31 protein-coding genes are annotated in these 24,625 nt (G+C 57.6%); 16 read left to right on the top strand and 15 right to left on the bottom strand.

All coding sequences use genetic code 11. The annotated features are described in order from the left end of the window. Positions 1–13: 13 nt before the first annotated feature. Complete coding sequence (gene aspS, locus AC2FJB_RS13195; protein ID WP_117867931.1) at positions 14–1,789, top strand: aspartate--tRNA ligase; 1,776 nt, start codon at positions 14–16, stop codon at positions 1,787–1,789. A gap of 173 nt (positions 1,790–1,962) precedes the next feature. On the opposite strand, the gene AC2FJB_RS13190 is transcribed toward aspS, so the two are convergent. Then, positions 1,963–2,682, bottom strand: a complete 720-nt coding sequence (locus tag AC2FJB_RS13190; protein WP_496718751.1) for a response regulator — start codon at positions 2,680–2,682, stop codon at positions 1,963–1,965. Between the two features lie 136 nt (positions 2,683–2,818). Between AC2FJB_RS13190 and mce the strand changes: the two genes are divergently transcribed. Together mce and AC2FJB_RS13180 are read left to right on the top strand one after the other, a co-directional pair. Beyond that, positions 2,819–3,223 carry a methylmalonyl-CoA epimerase gene (mce, locus tag AC2FJB_RS13185; RefSeq protein WP_496718753.1) on the top strand — a complete coding sequence of 135 codons (405 nt, stop codon included), beginning with the start codon at positions 2,819–2,821 and terminating at the stop codon, positions 3,221–3,223. A gap of 24 nt (positions 3,224–3,247) precedes the next feature. Then, positions 3,248–3,520, top strand: a complete 273-nt coding sequence (locus AC2FJB_RS13180; protein WP_117867937.1) for a DUF1467 family protein — start codon at positions 3,248–3,250, stop codon at positions 3,518–3,520. A gap of 12 nt (positions 3,521–3,532) precedes the next feature. On the opposite strand, the gene AC2FJB_RS13175 is transcribed toward AC2FJB_RS13180, so the two are convergent. Further along, positions 3,533–4,225, bottom strand: a complete 693-nt coding sequence (locus AC2FJB_RS13175) for an EI24 domain-containing protein (protein ID WP_496674313.1) — start codon at positions 4,223–4,225, stop codon at positions 3,533–3,535. Next, on the bottom strand, positions 4,222–4,800 hold the full coding sequence (locus AC2FJB_RS13170; protein ID WP_496674316.1) for a nitroreductase family protein: 579 nt from the start codon (positions 4,798–4,800) through the stop codon (positions 4,222–4,224). The genes AC2FJB_RS13175 and AC2FJB_RS13170 overlap by 4 nt, the downstream gene beginning before the upstream one ends. A 135-nt stretch (positions 4,801–4,935) precedes the next feature. Here AC2FJB_RS13170 and AC2FJB_RS13165 point away from each other — a divergent pair, with 135 nt between their 5' ends. After that, a complete protein-coding gene (locus AC2FJB_RS13165) occupies positions 4,936–5,211 on the top strand; it encodes a DUF167 domain-containing protein (protein ID WP_496718754.1) in 276 nt (91 codons plus the stop codon). On the opposite strand, the gene AC2FJB_RS13160 is transcribed toward AC2FJB_RS13165, so the two are convergent. Beyond that, positions 5,199–5,447 (bottom strand): DUF8831 family protein, encoded by a 249-nt coding sequence (locus AC2FJB_RS13160; protein WP_117867943.1) that lies wholly within the window; start codon positions 5,445–5,447, stop codon positions 5,199–5,201. The two genes, AC2FJB_RS13165 and AC2FJB_RS13160, sit on opposite strands and share 13 nt — an antisense overlap. Before the next feature lie 120 nt (positions 5,448–5,567). On the opposite strand from AC2FJB_RS13160, the gene AC2FJB_RS13155 reads away from it, so the two are divergent. From AC2FJB_RS13155 to AC2FJB_RS13135, 5 genes are all read left to right on the top strand, one after another. Continuing rightward, positions 5,568–6,275, top strand: coding sequence for a M48 family metallopeptidase (locus AC2FJB_RS13155; protein WP_496683331.1), 708 nt, complete (start codon positions 5,568–5,570; stop codon positions 6,273–6,275). Continuing rightward, positions 6,272–6,640 carry a YigZ family protein gene (locus AC2FJB_RS13150; protein WP_496683334.1) on the top strand — a complete coding sequence of 123 codons (369 nt, stop codon included), beginning with the start codon at positions 6,272–6,274 and terminating at the stop codon, positions 6,638–6,640. Before AC2FJB_RS13155 ends, AC2FJB_RS13150 begins: the two co-directional genes overlap by 4 nt. A 69-nt stretch (positions 6,641–6,709) precedes the next feature. Then, entirely contained in the window at positions 6,710–6,961 is a 252-nt protein-coding gene (locus tag AC2FJB_RS13145) for a DUF6455 family protein (protein WP_117867945.1), read from the top strand. 14 nt (positions 6,962–6,975) lie between these two features. After that, entirely contained in the window at positions 6,976–7,245 is a 270-nt protein-coding gene (locus AC2FJB_RS13140) for a DUF6455 family protein (protein WP_117867947.1), read from the top strand. Beyond that, complete coding sequence (locus tag AC2FJB_RS13135) at positions 7,245–7,505, top strand: DUF6455 family protein (protein ID WP_117867949.1); 261 nt, start codon at positions 7,245–7,247, stop codon at positions 7,503–7,505. Before AC2FJB_RS13140 ends, AC2FJB_RS13135 begins: the two co-directional genes overlap by 1 nt. On the opposite strand, the gene AC2FJB_RS13130 is transcribed toward AC2FJB_RS13135, so the two are convergent. Next, a complete protein-coding gene (locus AC2FJB_RS13130; RefSeq protein ID WP_496718755.1) occupies positions 7,506–7,748 on the bottom strand; it encodes a CDGSH iron-sulfur domain-containing protein in 243 nt (80 codons plus the stop codon). A gap of 229 nt (positions 7,749–7,977) precedes the next feature. On the opposite strand from AC2FJB_RS13130, the gene AC2FJB_RS13125 reads away from it, so the two are divergent. Beyond that, complete coding sequence (locus AC2FJB_RS13125; RefSeq protein ID WP_050604769.1) at positions 7,978–8,166, top strand: hypothetical protein; 189 nt, start codon at positions 7,978–7,980, stop codon at positions 8,164–8,166. Positions 8,167–8,298: 132 nt separating this feature from the next. Here the strand turns inward: AC2FJB_RS13125 and AC2FJB_RS13120 are convergent, their stop codons facing one another. Beyond that, positions 8,299–8,658: a hypothetical protein gene (locus AC2FJB_RS13120; protein ID WP_496718756.1), complete on the bottom strand. Its 360-nt coding sequence runs from the start codon at positions 8,656–8,658 to the stop codon at positions 8,299–8,301. Positions 8,659–8,770: 112 nt separating this feature from the next. Further along, positions 8,771–10,159 carry a 30S ribosomal protein S12 methylthiotransferase RimO gene (gene rimO / locus AC2FJB_RS13115; protein ID WP_496718757.1) on the bottom strand — a complete coding sequence of 463 codons (1,389 nt, stop codon included), beginning with the start codon at positions 10,157–10,159 and terminating at the stop codon, positions 8,771–8,773. Between the two features lie 94 nt (positions 10,160–10,253). On the opposite strand from rimO, the gene AC2FJB_RS13110 reads away from it, so the two are divergent. Continuing rightward, a complete protein-coding gene (locus tag AC2FJB_RS13110) occupies positions 10,254–12,209 on the top strand; it encodes an AsmA family protein (RefSeq protein ID WP_496718758.1) in 1,956 nt (651 codons plus the stop codon). A 47-nt stretch (positions 12,210–12,256) separates the two neighbouring features. On the opposite strand, the gene AC2FJB_RS13105 is transcribed toward AC2FJB_RS13110, so the two are convergent. The 4 genes from AC2FJB_RS13105 to AC2FJB_RS13090 are packed head-to-tail and all read right to left on the bottom strand — an operon-like array spanning position 12,257 to position 16,822. Continuing rightward, a complete protein-coding gene (locus AC2FJB_RS13105) occupies positions 12,257–13,753 on the bottom strand; it encodes a phosphomannomutase/phosphoglucomutase (protein ID WP_496718759.1) in 1,497 nt (498 codons plus the stop codon). 15 nt (positions 13,754–13,768) lie between these two features. Next, the gene (gene kdsA, locus AC2FJB_RS13100; RefSeq protein ID WP_496683353.1) at positions 13,769–14,602 is read right to left on the bottom strand and encodes a 3-deoxy-8-phosphooctulonate synthase; all 834 of its coding nucleotides are present in this window, start codon (positions 14,600–14,602) and stop codon (positions 13,769–13,771) included. Between the two features lie 5 nt (positions 14,603–14,607). After that, positions 14,608–16,185, bottom strand: coding sequence for a KpsE/RkpR family capsule polysaccharide export protein (locus AC2FJB_RS13095; RefSeq protein WP_496718760.1), 1,578 nt, complete (start codon positions 16,183–16,185; stop codon positions 14,608–14,610). Continuing rightward, positions 16,163–16,822: an ABC transporter ATP-binding protein gene (locus tag AC2FJB_RS13090; protein WP_117867966.1), complete on the bottom strand. Its 660-nt coding sequence runs from the start codon at positions 16,820–16,822 to the stop codon at positions 16,163–16,165. The genes AC2FJB_RS13095 and AC2FJB_RS13090 overlap by 23 nt, the downstream gene beginning before the upstream one ends. Before the next feature lie 246 nt (positions 16,823–17,068). On the opposite strand from AC2FJB_RS13090, the gene AC2FJB_RS13085 reads away from it, so the two are divergent. Together AC2FJB_RS13085 and AC2FJB_RS13080 are read left to right on the top strand one after the other, a co-directional pair. After that, positions 17,069–17,656, top strand: a complete 588-nt coding sequence (locus tag AC2FJB_RS13085) for a uracil-DNA glycosylase family protein (RefSeq protein WP_496674457.1) — start codon at positions 17,069–17,071, stop codon at positions 17,654–17,656. After that, positions 17,649–18,437 (top strand): SseB family protein, encoded by a 789-nt coding sequence (locus tag AC2FJB_RS13080; protein ID WP_117867968.1) that lies wholly within the window; start codon positions 17,649–17,651, stop codon positions 18,435–18,437. The genes AC2FJB_RS13085 and AC2FJB_RS13080 overlap by 8 nt, the downstream gene beginning before the upstream one ends. A gap of 59 nt (positions 18,438–18,496) precedes the next feature. Here AC2FJB_RS13080 and yghU read toward each other — a convergent pair whose 3' ends face one another. Next, positions 18,497–19,375: a glutathione-dependent disulfide-bond oxidoreductase gene (gene yghU, locus AC2FJB_RS13075; protein WP_496718761.1), complete on the bottom strand. Its 879-nt coding sequence runs from the start codon at positions 19,373–19,375 to the stop codon at positions 18,497–18,499. A 236-nt stretch (positions 19,376–19,611) separates the two neighbouring features. On the opposite strand from yghU, the gene AC2FJB_RS13070 reads away from it, so the two are divergent. Beyond that, the gene (locus AC2FJB_RS13070; protein ID WP_117872564.1) at positions 19,612–20,130 is read left to right on the top strand and encodes a YHS domain-containing (seleno)protein; all 519 of its coding nucleotides are present in this window, start codon (positions 19,612–19,614) and stop codon (positions 20,128–20,130) included. Between the two features lie 49 nt (positions 20,131–20,179). On the opposite strand, the gene AC2FJB_RS13065 is transcribed toward AC2FJB_RS13070, so the two are convergent. Together AC2FJB_RS13065 and metF are read right to left on the bottom strand one after the other, a co-directional pair. Next, entirely contained in the window at positions 20,180–20,845 is a 666-nt protein-coding gene (locus tag AC2FJB_RS13065; protein ID WP_496674350.1) for a J domain-containing protein, read from the bottom strand. Between the two features lie 230 nt (positions 20,846–21,075). Then, complete coding sequence (gene metF / locus AC2FJB_RS13060; RefSeq protein ID WP_496718763.1) at positions 21,076–21,942, bottom strand: methylenetetrahydrofolate reductase [NAD(P)H]; 867 nt, start codon at positions 21,940–21,942, stop codon at positions 21,076–21,078. Positions 21,943–22,036: 94 nt separating this feature from the next. Here metF and AC2FJB_RS13055 point away from each other — a divergent pair, with 94 nt between their 5' ends. Both AC2FJB_RS13055 and AC2FJB_RS13050 read left to right on the top strand, forming a co-directional pair. After that, a complete protein-coding gene (locus tag AC2FJB_RS13055) occupies positions 22,037–22,942 on the top strand; it encodes a LysR family transcriptional regulator (protein ID WP_117872567.1) in 906 nt (301 codons plus the stop codon). A gap of 98 nt (positions 22,943–23,040) precedes the next feature. Continuing rightward, positions 23,041–23,826, top strand: coding sequence for an inositol monophosphatase family protein (locus tag AC2FJB_RS13050; protein WP_496718764.1), 786 nt, complete (start codon positions 23,041–23,043; stop codon positions 23,824–23,826). 18 nt (positions 23,827–23,844) lie between these two features. Here the strand turns inward: AC2FJB_RS13050 and AC2FJB_RS13045 are convergent, their stop codons facing one another. Further along, a complete protein-coding gene (locus AC2FJB_RS13045; RefSeq protein WP_496718765.1) occupies positions 23,845–24,588 on the bottom strand; it encodes a rhomboid family intramembrane serine protease in 744 nt (247 codons plus the stop codon). Between the last annotated feature and the right edge of the window lie 37 nt (positions 24,589–24,625).

Genomic DNA, 24,625 nt, shown 5'->3' with positions numbered 1-24,625 from the left:
GAAGGGATATTCCATGCACGCCTACCGCAGCCACACCTGCGCCGCCTTGACCGCCGCCAATGTTGGAGAAACCGTTCGCCTGTCCGGTTGGGTGCATCGGGTTCGAGATCATGGGGGCGTGCTGTTCATCGACCTGCGCGACCATTTCGGCGTAACTCAGATCCTGTGCGACGGCGACAGTGCCGCCTTTGCCGAGTTGGAAAAGGTGCGGTCTGAATGGTGTATCCGCATCGACGGCACCGTCAAAGCCCGCGACACGGACCTGGTGAACCCGAAACTGCCCACCGGCGAGATTGAAGTTTATGTACGCGAGCTGGAAGTTCTGGGAGCCGCCGACGAATTGCCGCTGATGGTCTTCGGTGATCAGGAATACCCCGAGGAAACCCGCCTGCGCTATCGCTATCTGGACCTGCGCCGCGAGGCTATGCAGCAGAACATGACCCTGCGCTCGGACGTTGTCGCATCCATGCGTAAAAGGATGTGGGATCAGGGTTTCCGCGAGTATCAGACGCCGATCATCACCGCGTCCTCACCGGAAGGCGCGCGCGACTTTTTGGTGCCTTCGCGTCTGCACCAGGGCAAGTTCTACGCGCTACCGCAGGCCCCGCAGCAATTCAAACAGCTGATCATGGTGTCGGGCTTTGACAAGTATTTCCAGATCGCGCCGTGTTTCCGTGATGAAGACCCGCGTGCTGACCGCTCGCCCACCGATTTCTACCAGCTTGACCTTGAGATGTCGTTTGTCGAGCAGCAGGATGTGTTCGACACGATCCAGCCCGTTCTAACCGGTGTGTTCGAAGAGTTCGGCGGGGGCCGCAAGGTTGATCAGGAATGGCCGCAGATTTCCTACAAGGATGCAGCGCTCTGGTACGGCACCGACAAGCCCGACCTGCGGAACCCTATCAAGATGCAGGTTGTATCTGAGCATTTCCGTGGTTCTGGCTTTGCGATATTCGCCAAATTGCTAGAGCAGGAAGGCACCGAAATCCGAGCCATCCCGGCCCCAACTGGTGGCAGCCGTAAGTTCTGTGACCGTATGAACGCCTTTGCCCAAAAAGAAGGTCTGCCGGGCATGGGCTATATCTTCTGGCGCGATCAGGGTGAAGGGATGGAGGCTGCGGGACCGCTGGCCAAGAACATCGGCCCCGAGCGGACTGAGGCGATCCGTCAGCAACTGGGTCTGGGCGTTGGTGATGCGGCGTTCTTCTTGGGTGGCAAGCCGAAGGCCTTTGAAAAGGTCGCCGGTAAGGCACGTGACGTGATCGGTGAGGAATTGAACCTGACCGAAAAAGACCGCTTTGCCTTTGCGTGGATCGTGGACTTCCCCATTTACGAGCAGGATGAAGAAACCGGCGCGATCGACTTTGAACATAACCCGTTCTCGATGCCGCAGGGCGGCATGGACGCGTTGCAGGGCAACCCGCTGGATGTGCGCGGTTATCAGTATGATCTGGCGTGTAACGGGTACGAGCTGGTTTCAGGCGCGATCCGAAACCACAAGCCGGAAATCATGCTGAAGGCCTTTGAACTGGCTGGCTATGGCGAGGATGAAGTGAAATCCCGCTTTGGCGCACTGTTCAACGCCTTCCACTACGGCGCACCGCCACACGGTGGTTGCGCGGCCGGTATCGACCGGATCGTGATGTTGCTGGCGGACGAGGCCAATATCCGCGAAGTCATGATGTTCCCGATGAACCAGCGCGCTGAAGATCTGATGATGGACGCACCTTCGGATCCGACCTCGGATCAGTTGATGGAGCTGGGTCTTCGCATTATCCCTCAGGACTGATCAATGACCGTCCGCTAAAAAGCGGGCGGTATTTCCACGCAGGTTTCGCGTGTCAGTCCAGCGGATTTTTCAGATTGTTCCGATTGACACGAATGGAACGCGCTGCATGCCGTGTCTGGCGGTAAAACCAAACGCACAAAAGGGTCGCAGTGATGAAATAGGCTGTGACCATTTCAAATTGCCTCTCGCTGTTCCAGACGGTTCTGTACCATCCCGGCAACCTGCGCTGCCTGCGCGGTGATCGGTGTCCCGTTTGCGCGTGACAGTGCCAGCTTTCGCGCGGCTTCCGCCAGGGGTCTGTCGTCTGCCTCGCGCGCGACTCCCTGTAGGAACTGTGCGGCGTAGTCCAATGTGCGATGATCGTTGGGACCTGCGAGCACATCGGCGATGTGGGCCATGTCGTCCTGATAGGCCAGAGGGTCCGGGTGGATGATTTCATCGCGTACCGCATGCAACCCGCAAGGCCGCCGATCTTCCGGCAGGCGTTCCAGAATGGATTTCTGAAAATAAGACATTGATTTTAGAGGCTTGGACAAAAATCCATCCGCTCCGGCCGCAAGAGCCACGTCTTCGCTGGCGTCATCGCCCGACAGGCCCATGATGACGCTGATACGGGGCGTGGCATCCGCCAATTCGGCGATCAGGTCGGCACCGGACCCGTCCGGCAGGCCCATATCGACCAGTATGACCGAAGGCCGATAGATCTGCAGATGCCTTCGGGCCGATTTCAGACAATCCGCGCGGCGAATACGTGCGCCGCTGTGCAGGCACATCAGGCGGATGGCATCGCAAGCGTACCGGCTGTCTTCGACAACCAGTATGGTCTGACCCAGCAAGGGTCGAGTCGCGGTAGGCGCGGCGGTGGTGGTGGCAAGTTGGCCCGAATCGTCCATGGCAGCTCTCCTATGCAGCAGATGCCTCACGCTAGGAACTTCTGGCTAACACGACGTTAACGCGCGATTTGGCGCACTTGTCCTTTGGCGGATCAGCCCCCATAACCCATCCAACGCAGGACAGCAGGAGTGAGACATGATTGGACGCCTGAACCACGTAGCCATCGCCGTACCCGATCTTGAGACGGCGTCCGAGCAATACCGCAATGCGCTGGGCGCCAAGGTCGGCGCACCGCAGGATGAGCCGGATCACGGTGTCACGGTTGTGTTCATCGAGTTGCCAAACACCAAGATCGAACTTTTGTACCCACTGGGCGATGACAGCCCGATCAACGGATTTTTGGAAAAGAACCCGTCCGGCGGCATCCACCATGTATGTTATGAGGTCGAGGATATCATCGCTGCCCGCGATCATCTGAAAGCAACCGGCGCGCGTGTTCTGGGATCAGGTGAGCCCAAGATCGGTGCGCATGGAAAACCGGTTCTGTTTCTGCACCCCAAGGATTTCAACGGCTGCCTGGTCGAACTGGAGCAGGTGTAATCCCCCACCCTCGGAGGGCCTGAAATGACCATTACTGCCGCACTGGTGTTGTTCGCCGTCATCTGGTTCATGACGTTGTTGGTGGTGCTGCCCATTCGCATCAAAACCCAGGGCGATCTGGGTGATATCGTTCCCGGCACGCATGCGGGCGCGCCGGAAGTGCATCACATGAAAAGAAAGATGTGGATCACCACCGGTATCTCTGTGGTTCTGTGGGCGATCATCGCCGGGATAATCCTGTCGGGCGTGATCTCGGTGCGCGATTTCGACTGGCTGAATCAGCTGGAGCCAAGGTAATCCCCGTCAGGCCTATTGGCCGGACACGGCGTGATATATATGGGTGAACGTGGCGGCCCCGATGATCGGGATCACCAGGTTCACCAGCGGCACTGAAAGAGGAATGGCCATCAAGGTGCCCGCCACCCAGATCGTTGTCGAGTGTTTGGACCGCAGCTTGCGTGCCCCGTCGCGCCCGATTCTTCGCATCGCAGCCAGGGTGAAATATTCCCTCCCCAGCAAGAACCCGTTCATGGCCCAGAAGATGAAAGGCGCAAGCGGGGTGAAAATTGCGTACAGGATCAGCGCCAGCAGGTTTGCGACAATCAGAACTCCAAGAAAGCTGAGACCGTCCATAACCGCCTCTGAGACAGGGATGCGTCGTGCGGGCGGCAAAGCCGGAAAATGCTTGTCCTCAACCGCCTGTGCCACCTCGTCCAGAAAGATCGAGGTGATGGCCGATGCGACCGGCACCATCAGAAATACAGGCAAAACAAGGACAAGGACGATACCGGAATAGTTCAGGACGTCGTTCAGCCACGGGACAGCACCCACAAATGGCAGAGAGATTTCACTGCCTGACAACCAGTTGATCAACCAGATCGCACCTGCACAGGCGAGAACCAGCAACAGAATGGTCAACCCCACACCGCGCAGCAAGACGGCCCGAAACTTGGGATCTCCGATCTGGCCAAGTGCGCTGAAAAAGGCGTTCAGGATAATCATTTCGTAACCCACTCTGTCAGCGCGGCCACATCGGGCCGCGGGCGTTCCGGCGGGGCCGTCCCCTCGGTGGCGATATGAATCAACCCGGCTACACGTTCGTTTTCAGCAAGTCCAAATGCGTCGACGCAGAATTCGCGATCATGTGTTTGCCAACCCGACAGCCAATTTGCGCCCCAGCCCGCAGCCAGCGCGGCGTTCAGCAGGGCCAGACAGACCGCACCAGCGGAGTAGGTTTGTTCGATGGCCGGAATCTTCTCGGATGGTTTTTGAACCTCGATGATCGCAACTGCCAGATGCCCCATATCGAACTGGCTGCGGGCTTTGGTGATGTCTTCCGGGCTTTTGTTCAGCTTTTGTCCGCAGGTCTCGGTCAGGGCCGCCAGACGAGGCATGGCGCCCTTTTCGAGAACGATGAACCGCCACGGCTCCAGTTTGCCGTGATCGGGGCTGCGTGCTGCGGCCGTCAGCAGGGGCAACAACTCTTCCCGGGTCGGGGCCGGTGCAACCAGTGTCTTGGCGGGCCGGGACCGGCGCGACTGTAAAAACTCCAGAGCGGCGGGGTTTTTCAGGGACATATGTTAACTTCCTTTACATCACGACTCTGTATCTTGGTCGGCGTTCAGCCCGTTTCAAGGGCGCGCCGATCGATTGCGTGGATCAATTTCATTCCGATGTCCTTCATGCAAGACTATTGAAAGAGGGGGGAAACAATGACGAAATCCAAACTGCGCGATTTGCCGGACCTCAGCGCGCTGGCGCGGACAGAGGCTACGTTCGAACTGAAGGTGACGCCAAAGGCGGCCCGTGATCGCGTGATCGTTGAAGGAGATCAGATCAGGGTTTTCGTGACAGCCCCACCTGAAAACGGTAAAGCCAATAGCGCTGTGCAGTCACTACTTGCAAAATGCCTTGGTGTCGCGCCTTCAACCCTGACACTGAAACACGGGCAATCCGCACGGATCAAGGTGTTTGTCTATGACCCCTGAGGCCCGGTTTCGCGAATCTGATAAACGCCTTCGGGCAGGTCCAGCGCGGCCGCCAGATCCCGCACCTGCTCCGGTGACAAAGTGATCCTTTGTATTTGATCGGTACGGGGATCCAGTTGCTCCAGCGTGACGCATTCGGCGAAATTATTGATCACAACATCTTCCTGCAAAGGTCTTTCACCTTCGTCCACAAGCGTAATGACCGTCGAGTCGAATTCATGCTCAATCGAAAACATGAGACCAGAGTGCAGGCCGCCGAGGCGCAATGCAAGCCGTTCGTTGAGCCGGCGGTGTGGTTTCGCCGGTTCGCTCGTACTATGTTGAAATCACGGTCATTCGACCTCAAAGGATATGACATGCACAGATGGTTTGTTTTATTGCTGTCCCTGCTGCTTGCTGCGTGCGGAGAGGGGGCCTTGCGTGTCCAACCCGCCGAGGAATGGCTGGGGGATGAACCAGAGGCCGAACCCATGGTGCAAACCTTTCGCGAGGTCAGCCGGGCGGTCGGGGCCGAAGCCCGTAGCCAGTGCCTGAAACAGACGACTGGGCAGAATTGCGACTTCCGGATTCTTGTTGACCTGAACCCTCAGGCATCGGCCAATGCGTTTCAGACGCTGGACAACAAAAAGCAGCCGGTGATCATATTCACTCGCTCGATGATCGAATCCACCCAGAACGCGGATGAACTGGCGTTTGTCATGGGGCACGAAGCAGCCCACCACGTGTTGGGGCATATCGCCAGACAGAGTGAAATCGCCAGCGCCAGCGCGGCCGAGTTCGGGCGGGTGGCGCAGTTGCGTGGCGGGGACGCCGCTGCAATAGAGGAAGCGCAAAAGCTGGGTGCGCAGGTTGGTGTTCAGGCCTACGTGAAAGACTTTGAGCTGGAGGCAGACCAGTTGGGAACCATCATCACCTATAACGCGGGATACAATCCGTTGGTTGGGGCAAAATTCTTTGATCGGATCCCCGATCCCGGTGACAGATTTTTGGGAACCCACCCGCCAAATGCTCAACGCGTTCAGATCGTGCTGGAGACAGCAGAGCAACTGGGTCTGTCCCAATGACCGCGCTTACATGTCTGGGGGTTATCTTGACGGATCGCGGTTCGAAATACGCGGTGTCCGGGGCGCAGGTCACGACGCGGGCTGAAATCGACGCCGTTCTGGACGATTTGAAATCCGACAAGAGCTATGCCAAAGCCACCCATAACACCTGGGCTGCGGCTTTGCCGACCGGCGCGTTGAAAGCTGATGACGGGGAAAGCGGCGCGGGCATGGTGATCCTACGTATGATCGAACGCGCCGGGCTGAAAGATCATGTAATTATCGTGACGCGCTGGTACGGCGGCAAGAAACTGGGCGGGGATCGCTTTCGCCGTGTTCAGGATGCCACGCGGGCCTATCTGGATCACATCGGCGTCCAATCTTGACCTGAGTCAATGTTTGCCCTCGCGGATGCGCTACCCTTTGGACACAGCGTGAAAGCGAAAGGAAACAGCATGCCCACCCAAGAGACCCTGCGGCTGCATGCCGGATTGGTGGACGATATGGCCAGAATGCTGGACATTGATCTTGAGGAAGCCGCCATTGATGGCTCCGTTTCCGTGGACCAGATCTCTGACGCTGTTTTGCGCTGTACCGACTGCCCGAACCCGGATCACTGCAAGAGTTTGCTGAACAATCCCGGTTCTGCTCGGCGTACGCCCGAATACTGCCGAAATCAGGAATTGCTCGACAATCTCCTGCCTTAACGTACAGGTGTGCCATGACACGTCTGGGCGAAATCATGACCCATCTGCGTTTGGTGTTGCGCATGGGGCGAGCAACTGGAACCGATTTGGCAGCAGCCTATCGGAGCGGTCATCTGAAACAAGAAGAATGGGCGGAAATCGTGCAGCAGTGCCGCGGCTGTTCCTGGGCCAAGGACTGCCCGGAGTGGTTGGAACGGCGTGAGCAGGTCGAACAGGCCCCGTTTTCATGCCCGAATCGCAAGTGTTTTGCCGCCCTCAAGGCCAAGCAGAAGGAGCACGCTTGATGTCTCAGGTCGCGTTAGGGGAAATCGAAAAGCATTTCTGGCTTACACGCTCGGTTTCGCGCTGTATGGGCATTTCCATGACCGAAGTGATGGCCGACGGACGCCTTTCGCCGGAACAATACGCCGAGCTTGTCACGCGGTGCCGCGCTGCCGGATGTGACGTGCAATGCGAATACTGGCTGGCCCGGCAGCAGGGCCAGGCGGCCACGGCCCCGGATTTTTGCCCGAATGCCGAGACCTTGAATGGACTGAAAACCTGATCAAAGCCCGCTGTGCGTTCCGTCGCACAAAGGCGGTTTCGAGCTGTGTTTGCACCCGCAAAAGAAGACCTTTTTACTTTTATCCGCTGTATATTTCACGGGTTCAAATCCGGTGCCTTTATGCGATCCGTCGCAAAACGGCTGGCGGCCGGATTTTCCGCAGGCGCACCAGAAATAGGTTTCCCCTTCGACCACCTCTACCGGAAAAGGTGATTTCTGGGCAATGATGGGTGCGTCTGACATGTGGCTTCTCCGTCTTTTGCTGATCTCGCTGCAACATTTTAGGGCGCTGACGCCAAAAGGATAGTTGCGACGCTGCAATGATCACCACTGCGGCCTCGGATTGGCATGGATTCGCTGTGACTCACAAAGACGTGATCGAGTCAGTTGCCAGATTGTCGTTCAGCCCGTATTCTGAATCTGGCCCCGAAAAGCTGGGCAATATCAGAAAAGTAATAGAGGATTGACGGACATGAAACTGAAACTCGCTGCTGTTGGCGCATTTGCACTGATCCTGACTGCCTGCGCGCAGCAGGAAGAACCGACACCTGTTTACGTTCAGCCCAGCTATGACAAAGCCGGCACACCTAGCTGCCCGGGCGGTTATCAATTGGCCACAACCGAGGCTGGTCAGACGGTCTGCGACCCGATTACTCAATAAGCCATTCGCAGGCGGCCCGGATGCGGACCGCCTGCACCAATCTGGGGATTGCAGCCGCCATTCGAGGCGGTTTTTTCTTGCCTGCGTTTGCGGCTATCGGGCAGGCTGCTTTTTGCAGTGCGCAAACACCGTTTAGTGCCTTTGGAAGCCGTAGGAATGCTTGAACTTGAATGATTTGAATTTGTGTCGCTTGACCGACCTATGGGGGATATGCTCCAGGACACGCCGTTTGGGGGCGGTGTATCGATGAACCGGGGTCGGCTTTTTGGTATGCACCTTGGGGTGCTTGGCATGTGACTTGGCTTTCGGGGCCACGAAATACCGGTTTATCTTGTGACGGCCGTTTTTATGAAAACTCAGATGTTTGCCGCCGGCCACAATAAATCCGGCAGAGCCGACCTGTGTGGGCTGGGCGTAACCGGGGGTGGCCAAGAAATGCGCGGCCATCAGGAAAATTACGCCGTTCAGGCCAAGCTTGAAGATACGAGACATGAAAACCTCCGTGTTCGGCTTTCAGCCCAAGATCGTATCTGACCGCGTGTTCTGCCAATAAACTCGCTTCACGCTTTGTCCATATGACGTGTGTCTGACGCATTGTCAGACCTTAGACGGGCTTGCCCCACAAATCGTATTCTCCGGCCTCGTCCACTTCGACCGTGACGATGTCACCGGGGTTGAGGTTTTCGAATCCTTCATCGATGAACAGGTTGCCGTCGATCTCGGGCGCGTCTGCCTTGGTGCGGCAGGTGGCGGCCTCGTTGTCGATCTCGTCCACGATCACCTCAAGCGTCTGTCCGACCTTCGCTTGCAACTTGGCCTCCGAGATCGCCTGTGCCTTTTCCATGAAACGATCCCAGCGCTCTTGCTTGATTTCTGCCGGGACGTGATCGGGCAGGTCGTTCGAGCGCGCGCCTTCGACGTTTTCATATTGAAAGCAGCCGACACGATCCAGTTGCGCCTCGTCCATCCAGTCCAGCAGGGTCTGAAATTCCGCTTCGGTCTCGCCCGGATAGCCAACGATAAAGGTAGATCGCAGGGTGATATCCGGGCAGATCGCGCGCCACGCCCTGATCTCATCCAGCGTTTTGGCCGCTGCAGCCGGGCGGGCCATGCGTTTCAGAACGTCCGGGTGGGCGTGTTGAAACGGGATATCCAGATAGGGCAGTACGTTGCACCCGGTATCAGCCATCAGCGGAATCAGGTCACGCACATGCGGATAGGGATACACATAGTGCAGCCGCACCCAGGCATCCAACTGCCCCAGTTCACGCGCCAGATCGGTGATATGGCTGCGTACTTCACCGTCTTTCCAAGGGTTCACATCGTATTTTCGGTCCAGCCCGTAGGCCGAGGTGTCCTGCGAAATCACCAGCAATTCACGCACGCCATTGTCGACCAGCTTTTCCGCCTCGCGCAGAACCGCATGCGCGGGGCGGCTGGCCAGCTTTCCGCGCATGTCAGGGATGATGCAGAACCTGCACTTGTGGTTACAGCCCTCAGAGATTTTCAGATAACTGTAATGGCGCGGGGTCAGTTGCACGCTGCTGGCGGGTAGCAGGTCCACGAACGGATCAGGATCGGGTGGCACGGCGGCGTGCACCGCATCCAGAACCTGCTCGTATTGGTGCGGGCCGGTGACAGCCATGATGCGGGGGTGATGTTTGCGAATGTAATCTGGTTCTGCGCCCAGACAGCCGGTCACGATGACCTTGCCGTTTTCCACCAGCGCCTCTCCGATAGCGTCCAGCGATTCCGCCTTGGCGCTGTCAAGGAACCCGCAGGTGTTCACAATGACGGCTTCGGCCCCGGCATAATCTGGCGAAATGCCGTACCCTTCGGCACGCAGCCGGGTCAGAATGCGTTCACTGTCGACCAACGCCTTTGGGCATCCCAAGGACACCATACCGATGGTCGGCTGGTTTGATTGGGGCGTCTCGGTGATCCGGGCAGCAGGCGCCAGGTCGGGGCGGAGGTTTGGCGGGTTCGTCGTCATGCGCGGCATATAGTGGGGAAAGCTTCCCCTTGCAAATGTGACGTGTGATTTGAATGATCACGGCAATGACAAGCCAAAAGGCGGAGAGCAGAATATGAAATGGCTGATGCGCATCCTGTTTATTGTTGTGGCCGTGGTCGCGCTGATTATCGGCGCGCTGTTGCTGATGCCGGGGGAGAAGCTTGCCGCGATTCTGACCGAGCAGGTCAAGGCCCAGACCGGGAGGGATCTGACACTGACCGGCGATGTGCGCATATCCTTCTGGCCGGTGGTGGGGATGGAGACCGGGCCGGTGCGTTTCGGCAATGCAAGCTGGGCCGGACCGGAGCCGATGCTCAGCGCGGATAGCCTTGCCGTCGGGGTGGACGCTGCCGGGCTGTTGAACGGGGATCTGCGAATCAAACGTGTTTTTGCAGACAATCCCGTGTTGCGGTTGGAACGATCAGATGGGCGCGGCAATTGGGAGTTGAGCGCCCCGACAACCGAGGCAACTGCGGCCACGACCGGGGGCTCCACGCCAGCTGAACCATCGGGGCAAGTCACTCTGGATCAGCTGGAGCTGACAAATGCACGGTTGATTTACGTGGAAAATGGCGTCTCACAGATGGATTTCTCGGACGTGACGCTATCTGCAAGTTGGCCCGAGGTCACGGCCGCGATGGTGATGAAGGCGGCCATGCCGGTGCCCGGAGGGGCGGTTCAGGTTGATCTGAAAATCCCGGATTTACCGGCTTTTGCGGCCGGGTCAGTGACTGATCTGGAACTGGCTTTGACGGCTCCGGGCGGCGAGATCGGATTTGAAGGACGCGTCAATCTTACGGGTGAAATGGATGGAACCATCAAGGTCGTGACGCGGGACACCGAAAGGTTGCTTGCCGCCTTCGGTCAGGCTGGCACGACTGTACCGCCTGGATTGGGCAAAGTCGCCGACATTTCCGCGCAGATGACATATACGCAGGATGGGCGGATTTCCATGCGGAACATGACTGCGCAATTGGATGACAACCGGTTTGTAGGTGAGGCGGATGTCACCATCTCGGACCCGCCACGGATCGTGGCTCGTCTGGATGCCGGTGATCTGGATCTGTCGCGGATTTCCGAAACGGGTTCTGCTCCAAGCAGCACGTCTCAGGCAAACGCTCCTGCAACTGAGGGGTGGTCGAAGGACCCTATCGACGCGTCCGCTCTGGCACTGGCGAACGGTAAGATTCGCCTGACAGCCAACTCGATCGCCGTGCCCGGAATGACGTTCGGAAAAAGCGACCTGACCCTGTCGCTGGACCGGTCGCGGGCCGTTCTTGAAATGCATCCGGCCACGCTGTTTTCGGGGCAACTGAAGGGTCAGGTGGTTGCCAACAATCGCAACGGCCTGTCTGTCGGCGGTACTGTGACCGCGACCGGGATCGACCTGAAACAAGCGCTGACCACAATGGCCGGTGTTGAGCGCCTGTCGGGAACCGCTGCCGGCGCGTTTGAGTTTCTGGGCGTTGGTCAGTCCGAGGATCAGATCATGCGGTCCCTCAGCGGCAAGGGAAACCTAGATGTTGGTCCCGGAGTGATTTCCGGGCTCGATCTGGACCTGTTGATGGGGCAGGGCACCGGATCAGGCGGAACCACTGTGTTCAACAGCACGACGGCCAGTTTCATCATCGATCAGGGCGTGTTGACGAACAACGATCTGCTCATGTCACTGAAGAATTTTCGCGCAGATGGCACCGGTGCCGTGGATCTGGGGGGGCGCAATATCGACTACCTGTTCACGCCAGTGGCGTTGCGTGCCAATTCCGGGCAGGGGATATCGGTCCCCGTTCGCATCGTGGGTCCCTGGAGCGACCCGTCGATCAAGCCGGACCTGACCAAGGTGATCGAGGCGGCTGCGGATGTGAAGGTCAAGGAACTGGAAGACGACGCCAAACAGAAGGTTTTTGAAAAGGTCGGCAACGAATTGGACACGACGATCACGGATAGTGATCAGATCGAAGATGCAATCAAGGACAAGCTTGAAGAAGAGGCCAAGAAAGGTCTGCTCAAACTGTTTGGCGGGGATTGAACAGCTAAGGTGCTTGGGGCATTGGGATATGCCCCAAGCGGTTGTTTTCAGATGGTTTGGTCGTAATCGCCGACTCCGGGCTCGGTGCGGATGACGGCATCGATGTCCGCGAAGATGGCGCGCATCTCAGCCTCGCTTTCGCTGCTTTCACAGACAACGACCAGATTGGGGGTATTGGATGAAGCCCGCACCAGACCCCAGCTGCCGTTGTCCAGAATCACACGTGCGCCGTTTACCGTAACCACTTCTTTAATTGCGCGACCCGCGAATGTCTCACCGGCGTTGCCCTTCTCAACCAGTTTTTTGACCAGTCGCTGAAGCATATCGTATTTCTCGGTATCGGCTGCATAGGGCGACATCGTGGGTGTGGACCATGTCTTGGGCAAAGCCTTGCGCAGGTCCGACATGCTCTGATCCGGGTTGCGGTCCATCAGTTTGCAGATCTCGACTGCGACACGCATCCCGCAGTCGTACCCACGCCCGACCGGTTCGGCCAAAAAGTAGTGGCCTGACTTTTCGAACCCGGCCAGTGCGCCAATTTCCTTGACCCGACGCTTCATGTGGCTGTGGCCGGTCTTCCAGTAATCGGCTTTGACGCCCAGGGCCTGCAATTCGGGATCGCTGGCGAACAGACCGGTGGATTTCACATCCGCGACAAAGGTCGATCCGGGATACAGCTTGGCCAGATCACGCGCCATGATGACGCCGACCTTGTCGGCAAAGATCTCTTCACCCTCGTCATCGACAACACCACAACGATCACCGTCACCGTCAAACCCAAGCGCCATATCGGCACCGCTGGACTTCACCATGGCGGCCATGTCGTGCAGCATTTCCATGGCCTCAGGGTTCGGGTTGTAGTTGGGGAAGGTATAGTCCAGACGGTTATGGCTGGGCACAACCTCAACCCCGATCCGTTCGAAAATCTCGGGCGCAAAGGCCGATGCTGTGCCGTTGCCCGTTGCGCAGACCACTTTCAGCGGGCGGGACATTTTGAAATCGCCCACCAGGTCGTCGATATAGGCTTCTTTTATCCCCTCAACGAACTCGTATGATCCGCCTTCGTGTGGCAGTCCCTCGCCGTTCAGAACGATGTCACGCAGTTCCGACATCTCATCAGGGCCATGGGTCAGAGGGCGCTCAAAACCCATCTTTACACCGGTCCAGCCGTTGGGATTGTGGCTGGCTGTGACCATCGCCACGGCAGGCACGTCCAGATGAAACTGCGCGAAATAAGCCATGGGGCTGAGTGCAGGGCCAATGTCTTTCACACGGATACCGGCCTGCATCAGGCCCAGCATCAATGCGTTTTTTATCGCCAGCGAGTAATCGCGATAGTCGTTGCCAACGGCGATCACGGGCTCAATGCCGCGCCTGCGCATCTGCGTGCCAAGCCCCAGTCCAAGCGCGGTCATGCCTGGCAGGTTGATCTCTTCGGGGTATTTCCAGCGGGCGTCGTATTCACGGAACCCGGTGGGCTTGATCATTGCGTCGCGCAGAAAGCTCCAGCTGTTGGGTGTCACCTCGGGAAGGGGTTTGGTCATAACAAGTCTCAATCGTTAAATTTGAATAGGGTTTGCTTTAGCCAGCGCATCAAATCGCATCAATGTGTCAACAAGTTGGGGCATCTGGTCGAGCGGGATCATATTTGGCCCGTCCGATGGGGCGGAGTCCGGATCCTGATGGGTTTCAATGAACACAGCCCCAACACCCAGAGAAACGGCGGCGCGAGCCATCACTGGCGCAAATTCGCGCTGCCCGCCCGAAGACCCGCCTTTGCCGCCGGGTTGTTGCACGGAATGGGTGGCGTCCATCACGACCGGATACCCGGTTTTCGCCATTTGAGGCAGCGCGCGCATGTCGGCAACCAGCGTGTTGTAGCCAAATGAGGTGCCACGCTCTGTCAGCAGGATGTTCTCGTTTCCGGTGCTTTCAACTTTGTCGACGATATTGGTCATTTCCCAGGGTGCAAGGAATTGCCCCTTTTTTACATTTACCGCTTTCCCGGTGTTGCCTGCCGCCAGCAGCATATCAGTCTGACGGCACAAGAAAGCGGGGATTTGCAGAACATCCACCGCTTCGGAGGCGATGGCACATTGTGCTTCGGTATGAACATCGGTCAGAACCGGGATGCCCATCGTCTTGCGGATGCCGTCAAGCACTTGCAGCCCCACATCGATTCCCATTCCGCGCTTGCCTGACAGAGAGGTCCGGTTTGCCTTGTCATAAGACGCCTTGAAAACGTATTGCGCCCCGGCGGCGTCACAGGCTTCTTTCATCTTGCCCGCAATCATTTGCGCGTGGTCTGCGGATTCAAGCTGACACGGGCCTGCAATGATGGTCAGCGGAAGGTCGTTGCCGACTGTCAGGTCGGAGATTTTTACATGTTTCATGAGTCTTATGAGGATACCTGTTCACGAAGGACCGACGCTGTAAGCGAGATCATGAGGTAGATACCAGCAAACAACAGAAATGCCAAAATCGTATTTTCGAACTTGCGCGGATAGCTGGGTTCCTGACTGGGAACCGGGTTTACCGAGACGGTCAGATAGCGCACCTGCCGGTTGGCTTCGGACCGGGTCGATTCCATTTGCTGCATTGCCGTTTGCAGCATCATGTCCCGCGCCGCCAAGTCCGCCTGCGCGATCTGGATGCGCACGCTCAACCGCGCCAGCGAGTTTTCGCCGTCCGAGGCATCCTGCATCTCGGCATTCAGGTCTTTCAGAACCTTCTCCAGACGGGCGATATCTGCTCTGACGCCATCAACCTTTGCTTTGTTCGGACGCAGGTTGTCCTGAAGCGCCGCGAGTTCAAGTTCTTTGTCCTGAACCAGAATTTCGATTTCGTTGATGCGGGCGCGCAGGCTGGCAATGACGTTTTCGGGGTCAAGAACCGCGCCCTGAAGCTGAAGCTCGATCAATTCTTCCTGAGCTTGTCTGCGCGCTTCCTGCGCCGCTTCGAAGCTTTGCAGTGCGTCGCGCATCTGGTCTTCACGTTTTTTCCCGGACAAGGCGTTCACCCTGTCTTCTGCATAAGAGATCAGACGTTCGGCAAACTCGGTCGACGTCTGGGCATCGGGGGCAGCAACTTCCATCCGAATGACCCCTTCGGTCGGGTCATAGCCGATGGTGATCATGCGTTTGAACAGCTTGTAGGCGTCTTCAAGCGTGGCGTCCGGGGCCAGTCTCTGAATCGGGTCGATCCATTCCTGTTTGAAGACATCGGAAAACCCGGCATCCCGATCCAGCAACAGCAAAGCTTCTTTCGATTCCAGGAAGGACTGAACCGAGATCGAGTCCTGCGTGGTGGCGAATTGCGTGCCGGCAAGCAGACCGCCGATATTGCCGGGCCCGCCATCAGCTTGCAGGATCAGGAATTCGGAATCGCTCGCATACATCGGAGTGGCGATGCGGTAGAAATAGAACCCGACAATGAAGGTCGGCAGGAATACAAAGACTGCCAAGCGCGCAAACAGTCCAAACAATTTACGCCTGCGGCGACGGGCGATGTCTTTTTGGATTTGGCCGATTTCGAAATTGCGCCGTTCGGCCGGGCTGAGCTCGGGCCCGGGCAGGTTTGTTTTCTCGGCACCCATGGCCTGCGGCAGTTGAACGTTGATCTTGTCCTTGGGTTTGTCACCCCCGTTCGATGGTTTTGCGGCAGCAAGGTCAAGAAGATTGGTGCGCTGGAAGGGATCTACGCCCTTTTTGCGCAACAACCGCACCGCGTCATAGTCGGATGTGGCAGCCAGATTGTGTTTTTGCGCCAAGCGTCGTGCGATACGCAATTGACGGCCCGTCAGGCCTTCGCGCTTGATGTCATCCAGCTGCGTCCCCGGCTGCGCCACGCCTGCGGCGGCAGGGTCATGCGTCGCGTTGCGAATACGCGAAATTGCGTCCGACCTCGCCTCAGCCGAACTTTCAGTCTGGCGTTTGTGGCGCCAGTTATATTTTCTAACCTTGGGTTTCGTAGTCATACAGCTGCTTCGCCTCTTCCAAGGAGTCAAACATATACAATTGCCCGTCCAGAAGTACGGCCGCTTTCCGGGCGAATTTCTCTAACACGGACGGGCTGTGCGATACGATCACCAAAGTCGTTGTGCGCAACCTTTCCTTCAGGATCGACCCTGCCTTTTCGTTGAATTCGACATCTGTTGTCGCCGGCATCCCTTCGTCGATGAGGTACATGTCAAAGTCCAACGCCAGCATCAAAGAAAAGGTAAAACGCGCTCTCATCCCAGAGGAATACGTAGCGAGGGGCTGGTCGAAATATTCGCCCAAGCCGCAGAGCCATTTGCAATAGGCCTCGATATAGTCGGGGTCCATACCGTAGATTTTAGCGATGTAACGTGCGTTCTCAAGCGCTGACAGTTTCCCCGACACGCCACCGGTGAACCCCATGGGAAAGGAAACGCGGCATTCGCGACGGATCACGCCTTCGTCGGGTTTTTCCAGACCTGCCATCATGTTGATCAACGTGGTTTTCCCGGTTCCGTTCGGGGCCAGAACACCCAGCGAGGTGCCCAGTTCGACCCGAAATGAGACCCGATCCAGAATCACCTTGCGGCGCGTTCCGGTCCAGAAGGATTTGCTGACGTTGTCGAACTCTAGCATTCGCGGTCTGCTGCTCGTTTTGGTCGTGTTGTCGCACTTGCGGGCGGCCAGAAAGGTTTTTTTTACCGACCCATGTTGGCTACATTATGTCGAATTATGAAACAAATGATCAATGCGTCCCGGTAATGCGCATGAATGTCTGGTCAGTTGCAGCAAGAAATTCCATTCACTTGGTGCTGCGTCCGGTCGATACTATCTGTTTTATCGACCAACAACAGTCTGGATGGGCAGGGCCTTCACGATCAGATGAACGCTTTACGTCAGGGGATCCGCGCCTGCCGCTTGTGTGCTGACAGGTTCGCGCAAACAGAAACGGCACACGAGCCGCGTCCGGTGGTCTGGTTCCGCCCCGGAACGCCAATCCTTGTCGCCGGGCAGGCACCGGGCGCCCGTGTGCACGAGTCGGGGCGGCCCTTTACCGACCCGTCAGGCGACAGGCTGCGGCACTGGCTGGGGATTGATGAGACGGTGTTTTACGATCGCGACCGCGTTTCGATCGTACCGATGGCGTTCTGCTTTCCGGGATATGATGCGCGCAATGCTGATCTTCCTCCACCTGCGATTTGCCGCAAGACCTGGCATGACCGGGTGATGCAGGAACTGGGGCGTGTGCCGCTGACCGTGTTGGTCGGAGGTCATGCGCACAAGTTTCATCTTGGCGTGCGCGGGTCGGTGACGGACACCGTTCGCAACTGGCGGGACCATGCGCCGCGGGTCTTTGCCTTGCCTCACCCGTCCTGGCGCAATACGGCATGGTTGAAGAAAAACCCGTGGTTCGAGGCTGAATTGCTGCCTGTTTTGCGTGCACGGGTCCAAGAGGTGCTGAATGACTGACTCCACGGCGCTGGACACCGCGCATGCAGCGATGCAGGCGGACCCGCAAAATGATGCCGCCCGGCTGCGTTTCTTTGAACGGCTCGCGGACAGCGAGCTGTTTCTGATGCTGACTGAAGAAGCACGGGACGAGAATATCTCGCCCGAATTGTTCGATGTGGCTGACGGGCGCTTTGTTCTGGCCTTTGACCGTGAGGACCGGCTGGCGCAGTTTGCCGGGCAGCCCGTGCCTTATGTGGCGTTGTCGGGGCGTGCGCTGTCGGGGATGCTGTCGGGGCAGGGCATCGGGCTTGGTCTGAATCTGGAGACGGCGCCATCTTCCATGCTTGTTCCGGCAGAAGCTTTGGGTTGGCTGGCCGAGACATTGCAACACAGCCCGCAAGAGGTTGAGGAAGAACTTTCCGAGTTTTTGCCCCCTGCCGGCCTGCCGCAGAACCTGCTGACCGCGTTGGATGCGAAACTGGCGACGACAGGCGGACTTGCCAGCGCGGCTTATCTGGTCGCCACCAAGTCCAAATCGGGCGCGCAGAGCCATCTGTTGGGATTTGTCGATGCGATCGAGGGGGCCGAGCCCGCTTTGGCCAAGGCCGCGTCCGAGGCGCTGACCTTTTCCGGGATCGAGGCAGGCGCGATGGATGTCGGTTTTTTCACCGCAAGCGAGGCCGCCGCTGCGCTGTTGGCCAAGGTGGGGCTTCGGTTTGATCTGCCTCAGTCTCAAATTGCCGAAACGGTCCGTGAAACCCCCGGCAGCAACCCGGACAACCCACCCATTCTGAAATAATCATCCAAACGCAAACACGCGGCGCAAGCTGCACCGCGTGTTGTTGCATTGGGGCTTGTTTATTCCGCGGCTGCTTCCAATTTGTCCTGCGTGCGGGTTTCGAAGTCGCTGGCGTCGTGGCGTTCGTGAAGCTGGGTGTGCGGTTCGCCAAAGGCGCGGTTGACCATGCGGCCACGCTGAACCGCAGGGCGCGCGTCGATCGCCTTGGCCCATCGCATGACGTTCTTGTAGGAATCCACGTCCAAGAACTCTGCCGCGCTATAAAGGCGGCCCAGAACCAACTGACCATACCATGGCCAAATCGCCATGTCGGCGATCGAATAGTTTTCACCCGCGATGAAGGTCTTATCCGCCAGTTCACGATCCAGAACATCCAGTTGGCGCTTGGTCTCCATGGCGAAACGGTTGATCGGGTATTCCCATTTCTCTGGTGCGTAGGCGTAGAAATGCCCGAAGCCACCGCCCAGGTAAGGCGCGCTGCCCATCTGCCAGAAAACCCAGTTCATCACCTCGGTCCGCTCCGGGCCAGACGCGGGCAGGAACGCGCCGAATTTCTCAGCCAAATGGAACAGGATCGAGGCGCTTTCAAAAACACGGACAGGTTTGTCACCCGACCGATCCCAAAGCGCGGGGATTTTCGAGTTCGGGTTGGCCTCGACAAAGCCCGAGCTGAATTGATCGCCTTCTCCGATGTTGATCAGCCAGGCATTGTATTCGGCACCTTCATGACCAAGTGCCAGCAGCTCTTCCAGCATTACCGTGACTTTCACGCCATTGGGCGTGGCGAGCGAGTACAACTGAAGGGGATGCTGTCCGACCGGCAGGTCCTTGTCATGAGTGGCACCGGCAATCGGTCGGTTGATGTTGGCGAATTGTCCGCCACTTTTACTGTCCCAGGTCCAGACTGCTGGTGGGGTGTACGAGGATTGGTCGCTCATCTCTTGCCTTTCTTGCCTATATCAGGACTGCCTTACAGCTAATATTGCAAACCGCCGAGTCCAACCCGGTGCGACCGGCTTATTCTGTAACATTCCGCAGCCAAACTCTCACGTTTTCTCGTGCCAGGTCACAGCGGCGTTAGGGGGACTACGCACCGCACGGGAATCGCATATTGTCCTGACAGACCTGCCAGCACGGCATCACGGACATAGTTGACCCGAAAAGGATGGACCACATGAAACGCTTTGCATTGACCCTCGCTGCGGCCATAGTTCTGGCGGTTCCGGCTTTTGCCGGACCTCAATATGTTGACGGCACAGGTTTTGCTGTCTCGGGATATGACGTCGTTGCCTATCGCAGTCTGGATCAGGTGCCGGTTGGCCAGCCGCAGCACGAAGGTGTGCGCGGAAAAGCCGACATCACCGCAGAGTACAACGGTGCAACCTGGGCTTTTGCGACCGAGGAAAACCGCGCCAAGTTCTTGGAAAACCCTGCATATTATGCGCCGCAATATGATGGACACTGCGCTTACGGCGTGTCGCGCGGCGGCAAGGTTCCGGCAAACCCGAACCTGTGGCGGATCGTGGATGACAAGCTGTATCTCAACATCACCGACGTGGTTGTGGGATTTTTTGAGGAAGACATTCCGGGCAATATCAATCTTGCCGAAGGAAATTGGCCCGGTATCGAACCGAGCGACGCCTCAACCAACGTGATCCCGAAATTCACCTCCGAAGGCCCGGTTTCAAACTGATCCGGCGACACAATATCAGTGCCCGGCTGGTTCAGCCGGGCTCAGGCCCTTACCCCGCAAGCCAGAATTGATCCCGAATATCCTGATCAGCATCAAATCTGATCCGCACACTCTTGGCCCCTGGAAACTTGCGTTCGCGGATTGTATCGGGGATGATGACTTCCCCCGCACCGGTATCTTTGGACTGAAAGCTCAGAATTTCAGCGTCGGTGTGGCGTGTGCTGCTCAGGACAGTCGTTGGCAAGGCGACGCGATTTGCTCCATGATGCACGGGCGTGGTTACAAAATAGGTCAAATGCCGCCCGTAACACCCGACCGCATCAGGAACGTGGTCCGAGACACTTGCATCAGGCATTTCCTCGACATCCCTCTCATTGTGCATATGCGGCAGCACCTGGTGGGGGTTCAGCATCGCCTTGCAGGCGGCGATGTCTTCCTGCGGAAGTTCGATGATGCGTTTTTTCAAACGGGGTCGACGCGGCTGCGGAGAACCGGAACTGGCACCAGCTTTTGTTGCCAACCCTTCCTTGCGCAGAAAATCATAGGCCGCTTTGGCGCGCGAGAACCCGGAACTGTCACCGTCCTTGTGATCAGGATGCGAATGAAAGGCGATCTGCCGCCAAGCCTCTCTGATTTCACTGGAATTGGCGCAGGGGGTTAAACCCAGATCTGCCAGCGCGTTCGTGCGTGCCCGCACTTTATCGACAGGTTCCATACTCAAAACACTCTTTACAAACTACACTCTTCCAGTGTCGCCAGGGTCGTGGTTTTGTCAAATTTCGAGGCTGATTTGCAGGGCTTGCGACGACAATCACGATGCGGAGATTCAATTGTTCCGTAAAGGCGGCGTTCAGCGCGCGCGATTGTGAAACAGTTCACACATTCCGAGACGTCAAAACGCCCGGGGCAAACGTAACCCGGGCGAATCTTTGGGGTTTTTGGGTTTTAGGCGACGTTTTCCAGTTCGACCCGTGGTGAAATGCCCAGCGCAAAGCAGACATCGCGTGTCAGTTCGGGGCGGTTCAGGGTATAGAAATGCAGCTTGTCCACGCCGCCTTCGATCAGGTCCGAACACAGTTCAGTGCAGATTGCCGTGGCCAGCAGATCCTCGCGCTCGTCGCGCACCGCTTTTTCAAAGGCCTGTTCGACCCACTCCGGAATATGCGTGCCACAGCGTTTTGCAAAATTGCGGGCACCCGACCAGTTCTCGATCGGCAGGATGCCCGGCACGATCGGTTTGTCGATCCCGGCCTTGGCGCATGCGTCACGGAACCGGAAAAAGGTCTCGGCTTCGAAGAAGAACTGCGTCAGCGCTTCGTCTGCGCCAGCGTCCAGTTTGGCTTTCAACCAGTCCACATCCGCAGCCATGTCTGCGGCTTCGGGGTGGGTGTCAGGATAGGCCCCGACACGGATGCTGAACATTTCGGTTTCGGCCAGTGCTTCTATCAGCTCAACCGAACTGGAAAACCCGTCCGGGTGCGGCACAAACTTGTCCTGACCCTTTGGCGGATCGCCGCGCAGGGCGACGATATCTTGCACCCCAGCGCGTGCGAAGGCGTCTGCGATCTCCAGGGTTTCCTGCCGCGAAGTATCGACGCAGGTCAGATGAGCGGCCACGTTCAGGCCCGATGACTTGTGCAGGGTTGAAACCGCGTCACGTGTCAGTTCACGCGTTGTGCCGCCAGCGCCGTAGGTGACAGAAACGAAGCGGGGATCCAAGGGGGCCAATGTCTGAACCGTATCCCAAAGGCGGAAAGAGGCTTCCAGAGTTTTGGGGGGAAAGAACTCGAAGGAAATTTCAGGATTGGACATTGTGGCCTCACTGGATCAACTGAGCCCCTTGTGCCATGACGGGCAATGTGAAACAAACTCATATTGCTCATCAATAACATGAATGCTGTTTGAAATGCATATTGAATTCCGGCACCTGCGTACGATAAAGGCAATCCACGAATGCGGCGGGCTGGCCCGTGCTGCGGATCAGCTGAATATCACCCAGTCCGCATTAAGTCATCAAATCAAAGGGTTGGAAGATCAGGCGGGAGTTGAACTGTTTCTGCGTCGCTCAAAGCCAATGAAACTGTCAGCCGCCGGATTCCGCCTTTTGAGACTGGCCGAGCAAATCCTTCCTCAGGTCGAGGCCGCGCAGAGTGAGTTTTCATCGCTGCGGGACGGGCGCACGGGGCGGATGCATATTGCCATCGAATGCCATGCCTGTTTCGAATGGTTGTTTCCTGTTCTTGAGGCCTTCAGGAAGTCTTGGAGCGATGTGGATGTCGATATTCGTCCTGGCCTGGCTTTCGACGCCCTGCCAGCCTTGCAGAAGGAAGAGGTCGATCTGGTGGTCTCATCCGATCCCGAAGACTTGCCGGGTGTCGAGTTTGTGGAGCTTTTTGATTACAACGCAGTCTTTGTAGCGGCTTCGACCCATCCGTTGGCCAAAAAAGACTATGTCGAGGCCGAGGACTTTCGGGGTCAGACTCTGATCACCTATCCGGTCGAACGCACGCGTCTGGATGTGTTCAGCCAGTTGCTGATCCCTGCACGGATTGAACCGGCAACGATCCGGCAGGTTGAACTGACCGCCGTCATTTTGCTTCTGGTGGCCTCAAATCGCGGGATTTCGGTTCTGCCGGATTGGGTCGTGCGCGAGGTCAAATACAACTCGGACTACGTCACCCGACCGCTGACGAAAGAGGGCATTACACGGCGTCTCTACGCAGCTGTCCGGTCGGAAGATCTGGAGAAGCCCTTTGTTCAGGAACTGGTGAAACTGGCCCGGGAAGAGGCGCGCAAGCTGCAATCCCAGTAACGGCGTTTCCTGCGGGTCTGTTATGCGCATCATTCCTCTTGGCAATGGCGCATTGCGGCAGTATACGCGCGGTTTGACCGGACAGGAGCCTTTTGACAATGGTTGGCAGTGCAAATCTCAACATCATGATCAAGGCCGCGCGCAAGGCGGGGCGTTCTTTGGTCAAGGATTTCCGTGAAGTCGAGAATCTGCAGGTGTCGATGAAAGGTGCCGGTGATTTTGTCTCGAAGGCAGATATCGCCGCTGAAGCCATCCTGAAAGAAGAGTTGTTGGGCGCACGACCGACCTATGGCTGGCTGGCCGAAGAGGGCGGTGCCGTTGACGGCGAAGACCCAACCCGCCGCTGGATCGTCGATCCGCTGGACGGCACCACCAATTTCCTGCACGGCCTGCCGCATTGGGCGATTTCCATAGCTCTGGAACACAAGGGCAAGATCGTTGCCGGCGTGGTCTATGACGCCGCCAAGGATGAGATGTTCTTTGCTGAAAAAGGTGAGGGGGCCTGGATGAACGACACTCGTATGCGCGTGTCGAGCCGTCACCGCATGATTGAATCGGTCTTCGCGACAGGTCTGCCCTTTGGTGGTCGTTCGGACCTGCCAGCAACCCTGCAGGATCTGGCGCGCCTGATGCCGGCCTGCGCCGGTGTCCGTCGTTGGGGTGCTGCCGCGCTCGACATGGCATATGTGGCTGCCGGCCGGTATGAGGGCTTTTGGGAACGCCGCCTGAATGCGTGGGATCTGGCTGCCGGTGTCATCATCATCAAAGAAGCTGGTGGTTTCGTGCAGGCGTTGAACCCTGAAGGCAATGTGCTGGAAGATGGTGAGGTGATCTGTTCGAACGAACCGATCTTCGATCAGTTCGCCAAGGTGATCCGGGGCTAGACGCCCTTTGGACCGGCCTTAACGACGCGGAACGCGCGGAATGCGGGATTGGGACAGCTTGTACTTCGCCTCCGGGTGGGGCGGATGTCCATGGGTGCGATCCCAGAACTGAATTCCGCCGCGTCTCAGCCACAGCGGTACGCACAGGATCAGGCCAACGGCAAACCCCCCGGTATGGGCCCAATAGGCGATGCCGCCTTCGTCCGGGTTGCTGGTGACGCTGCCAAAGAACTGTATCGCCAGCCAGACGCCCAGCATGATGAAGGCGGGAATGGTAAAGATCCTGAAATAGACGATCAGGATCAGCAGGACATCCACCCGTGCTTTCGGGAACAGCAGCAGATACCCGCCCATAATGCCAGCAATCGCGCCCGAGGCCCCAACTGTGGGGACCTGAGAGTCCGGCCCGGTGATGATGTGAATCAGGCCCGCGCCAATCCCGGCTGCCAGATAGAACAGCAGGAATGGCAGATGGCCCATCTCGTCTTCCAGGTTGTCACCGAAGATCCACAGAAACAGCATGTTTCCGGCAAGGTGCATCCACCCTCCGTGCAGGAACATGGATGTCACGAGGGTTTCCAGCCCGAACCCGTCGCTGACCCGCGCCGGGATGATGGCGTAGTCGAGGAACAGCCTGTTTATCCGCGGCCCGTCACCCAAAATCCCCACATAGCTGAGGAAGATCAGGATGTTGGCCGCCAGCAAGGCATAGACAACATAAGGCGTACGCCCCGAAGGGTTGTGGTCACGGATCGGAAACATGGTGTGACGCTGGGCTTTTGTGCGCCCAGCGTCAAGG

The organism is Ruegeria sp. CDSC085 (genome assembly GCF_059610465.1).
This window is presented reverse-complemented; position numbering and strand designations above follow the sequence as displayed.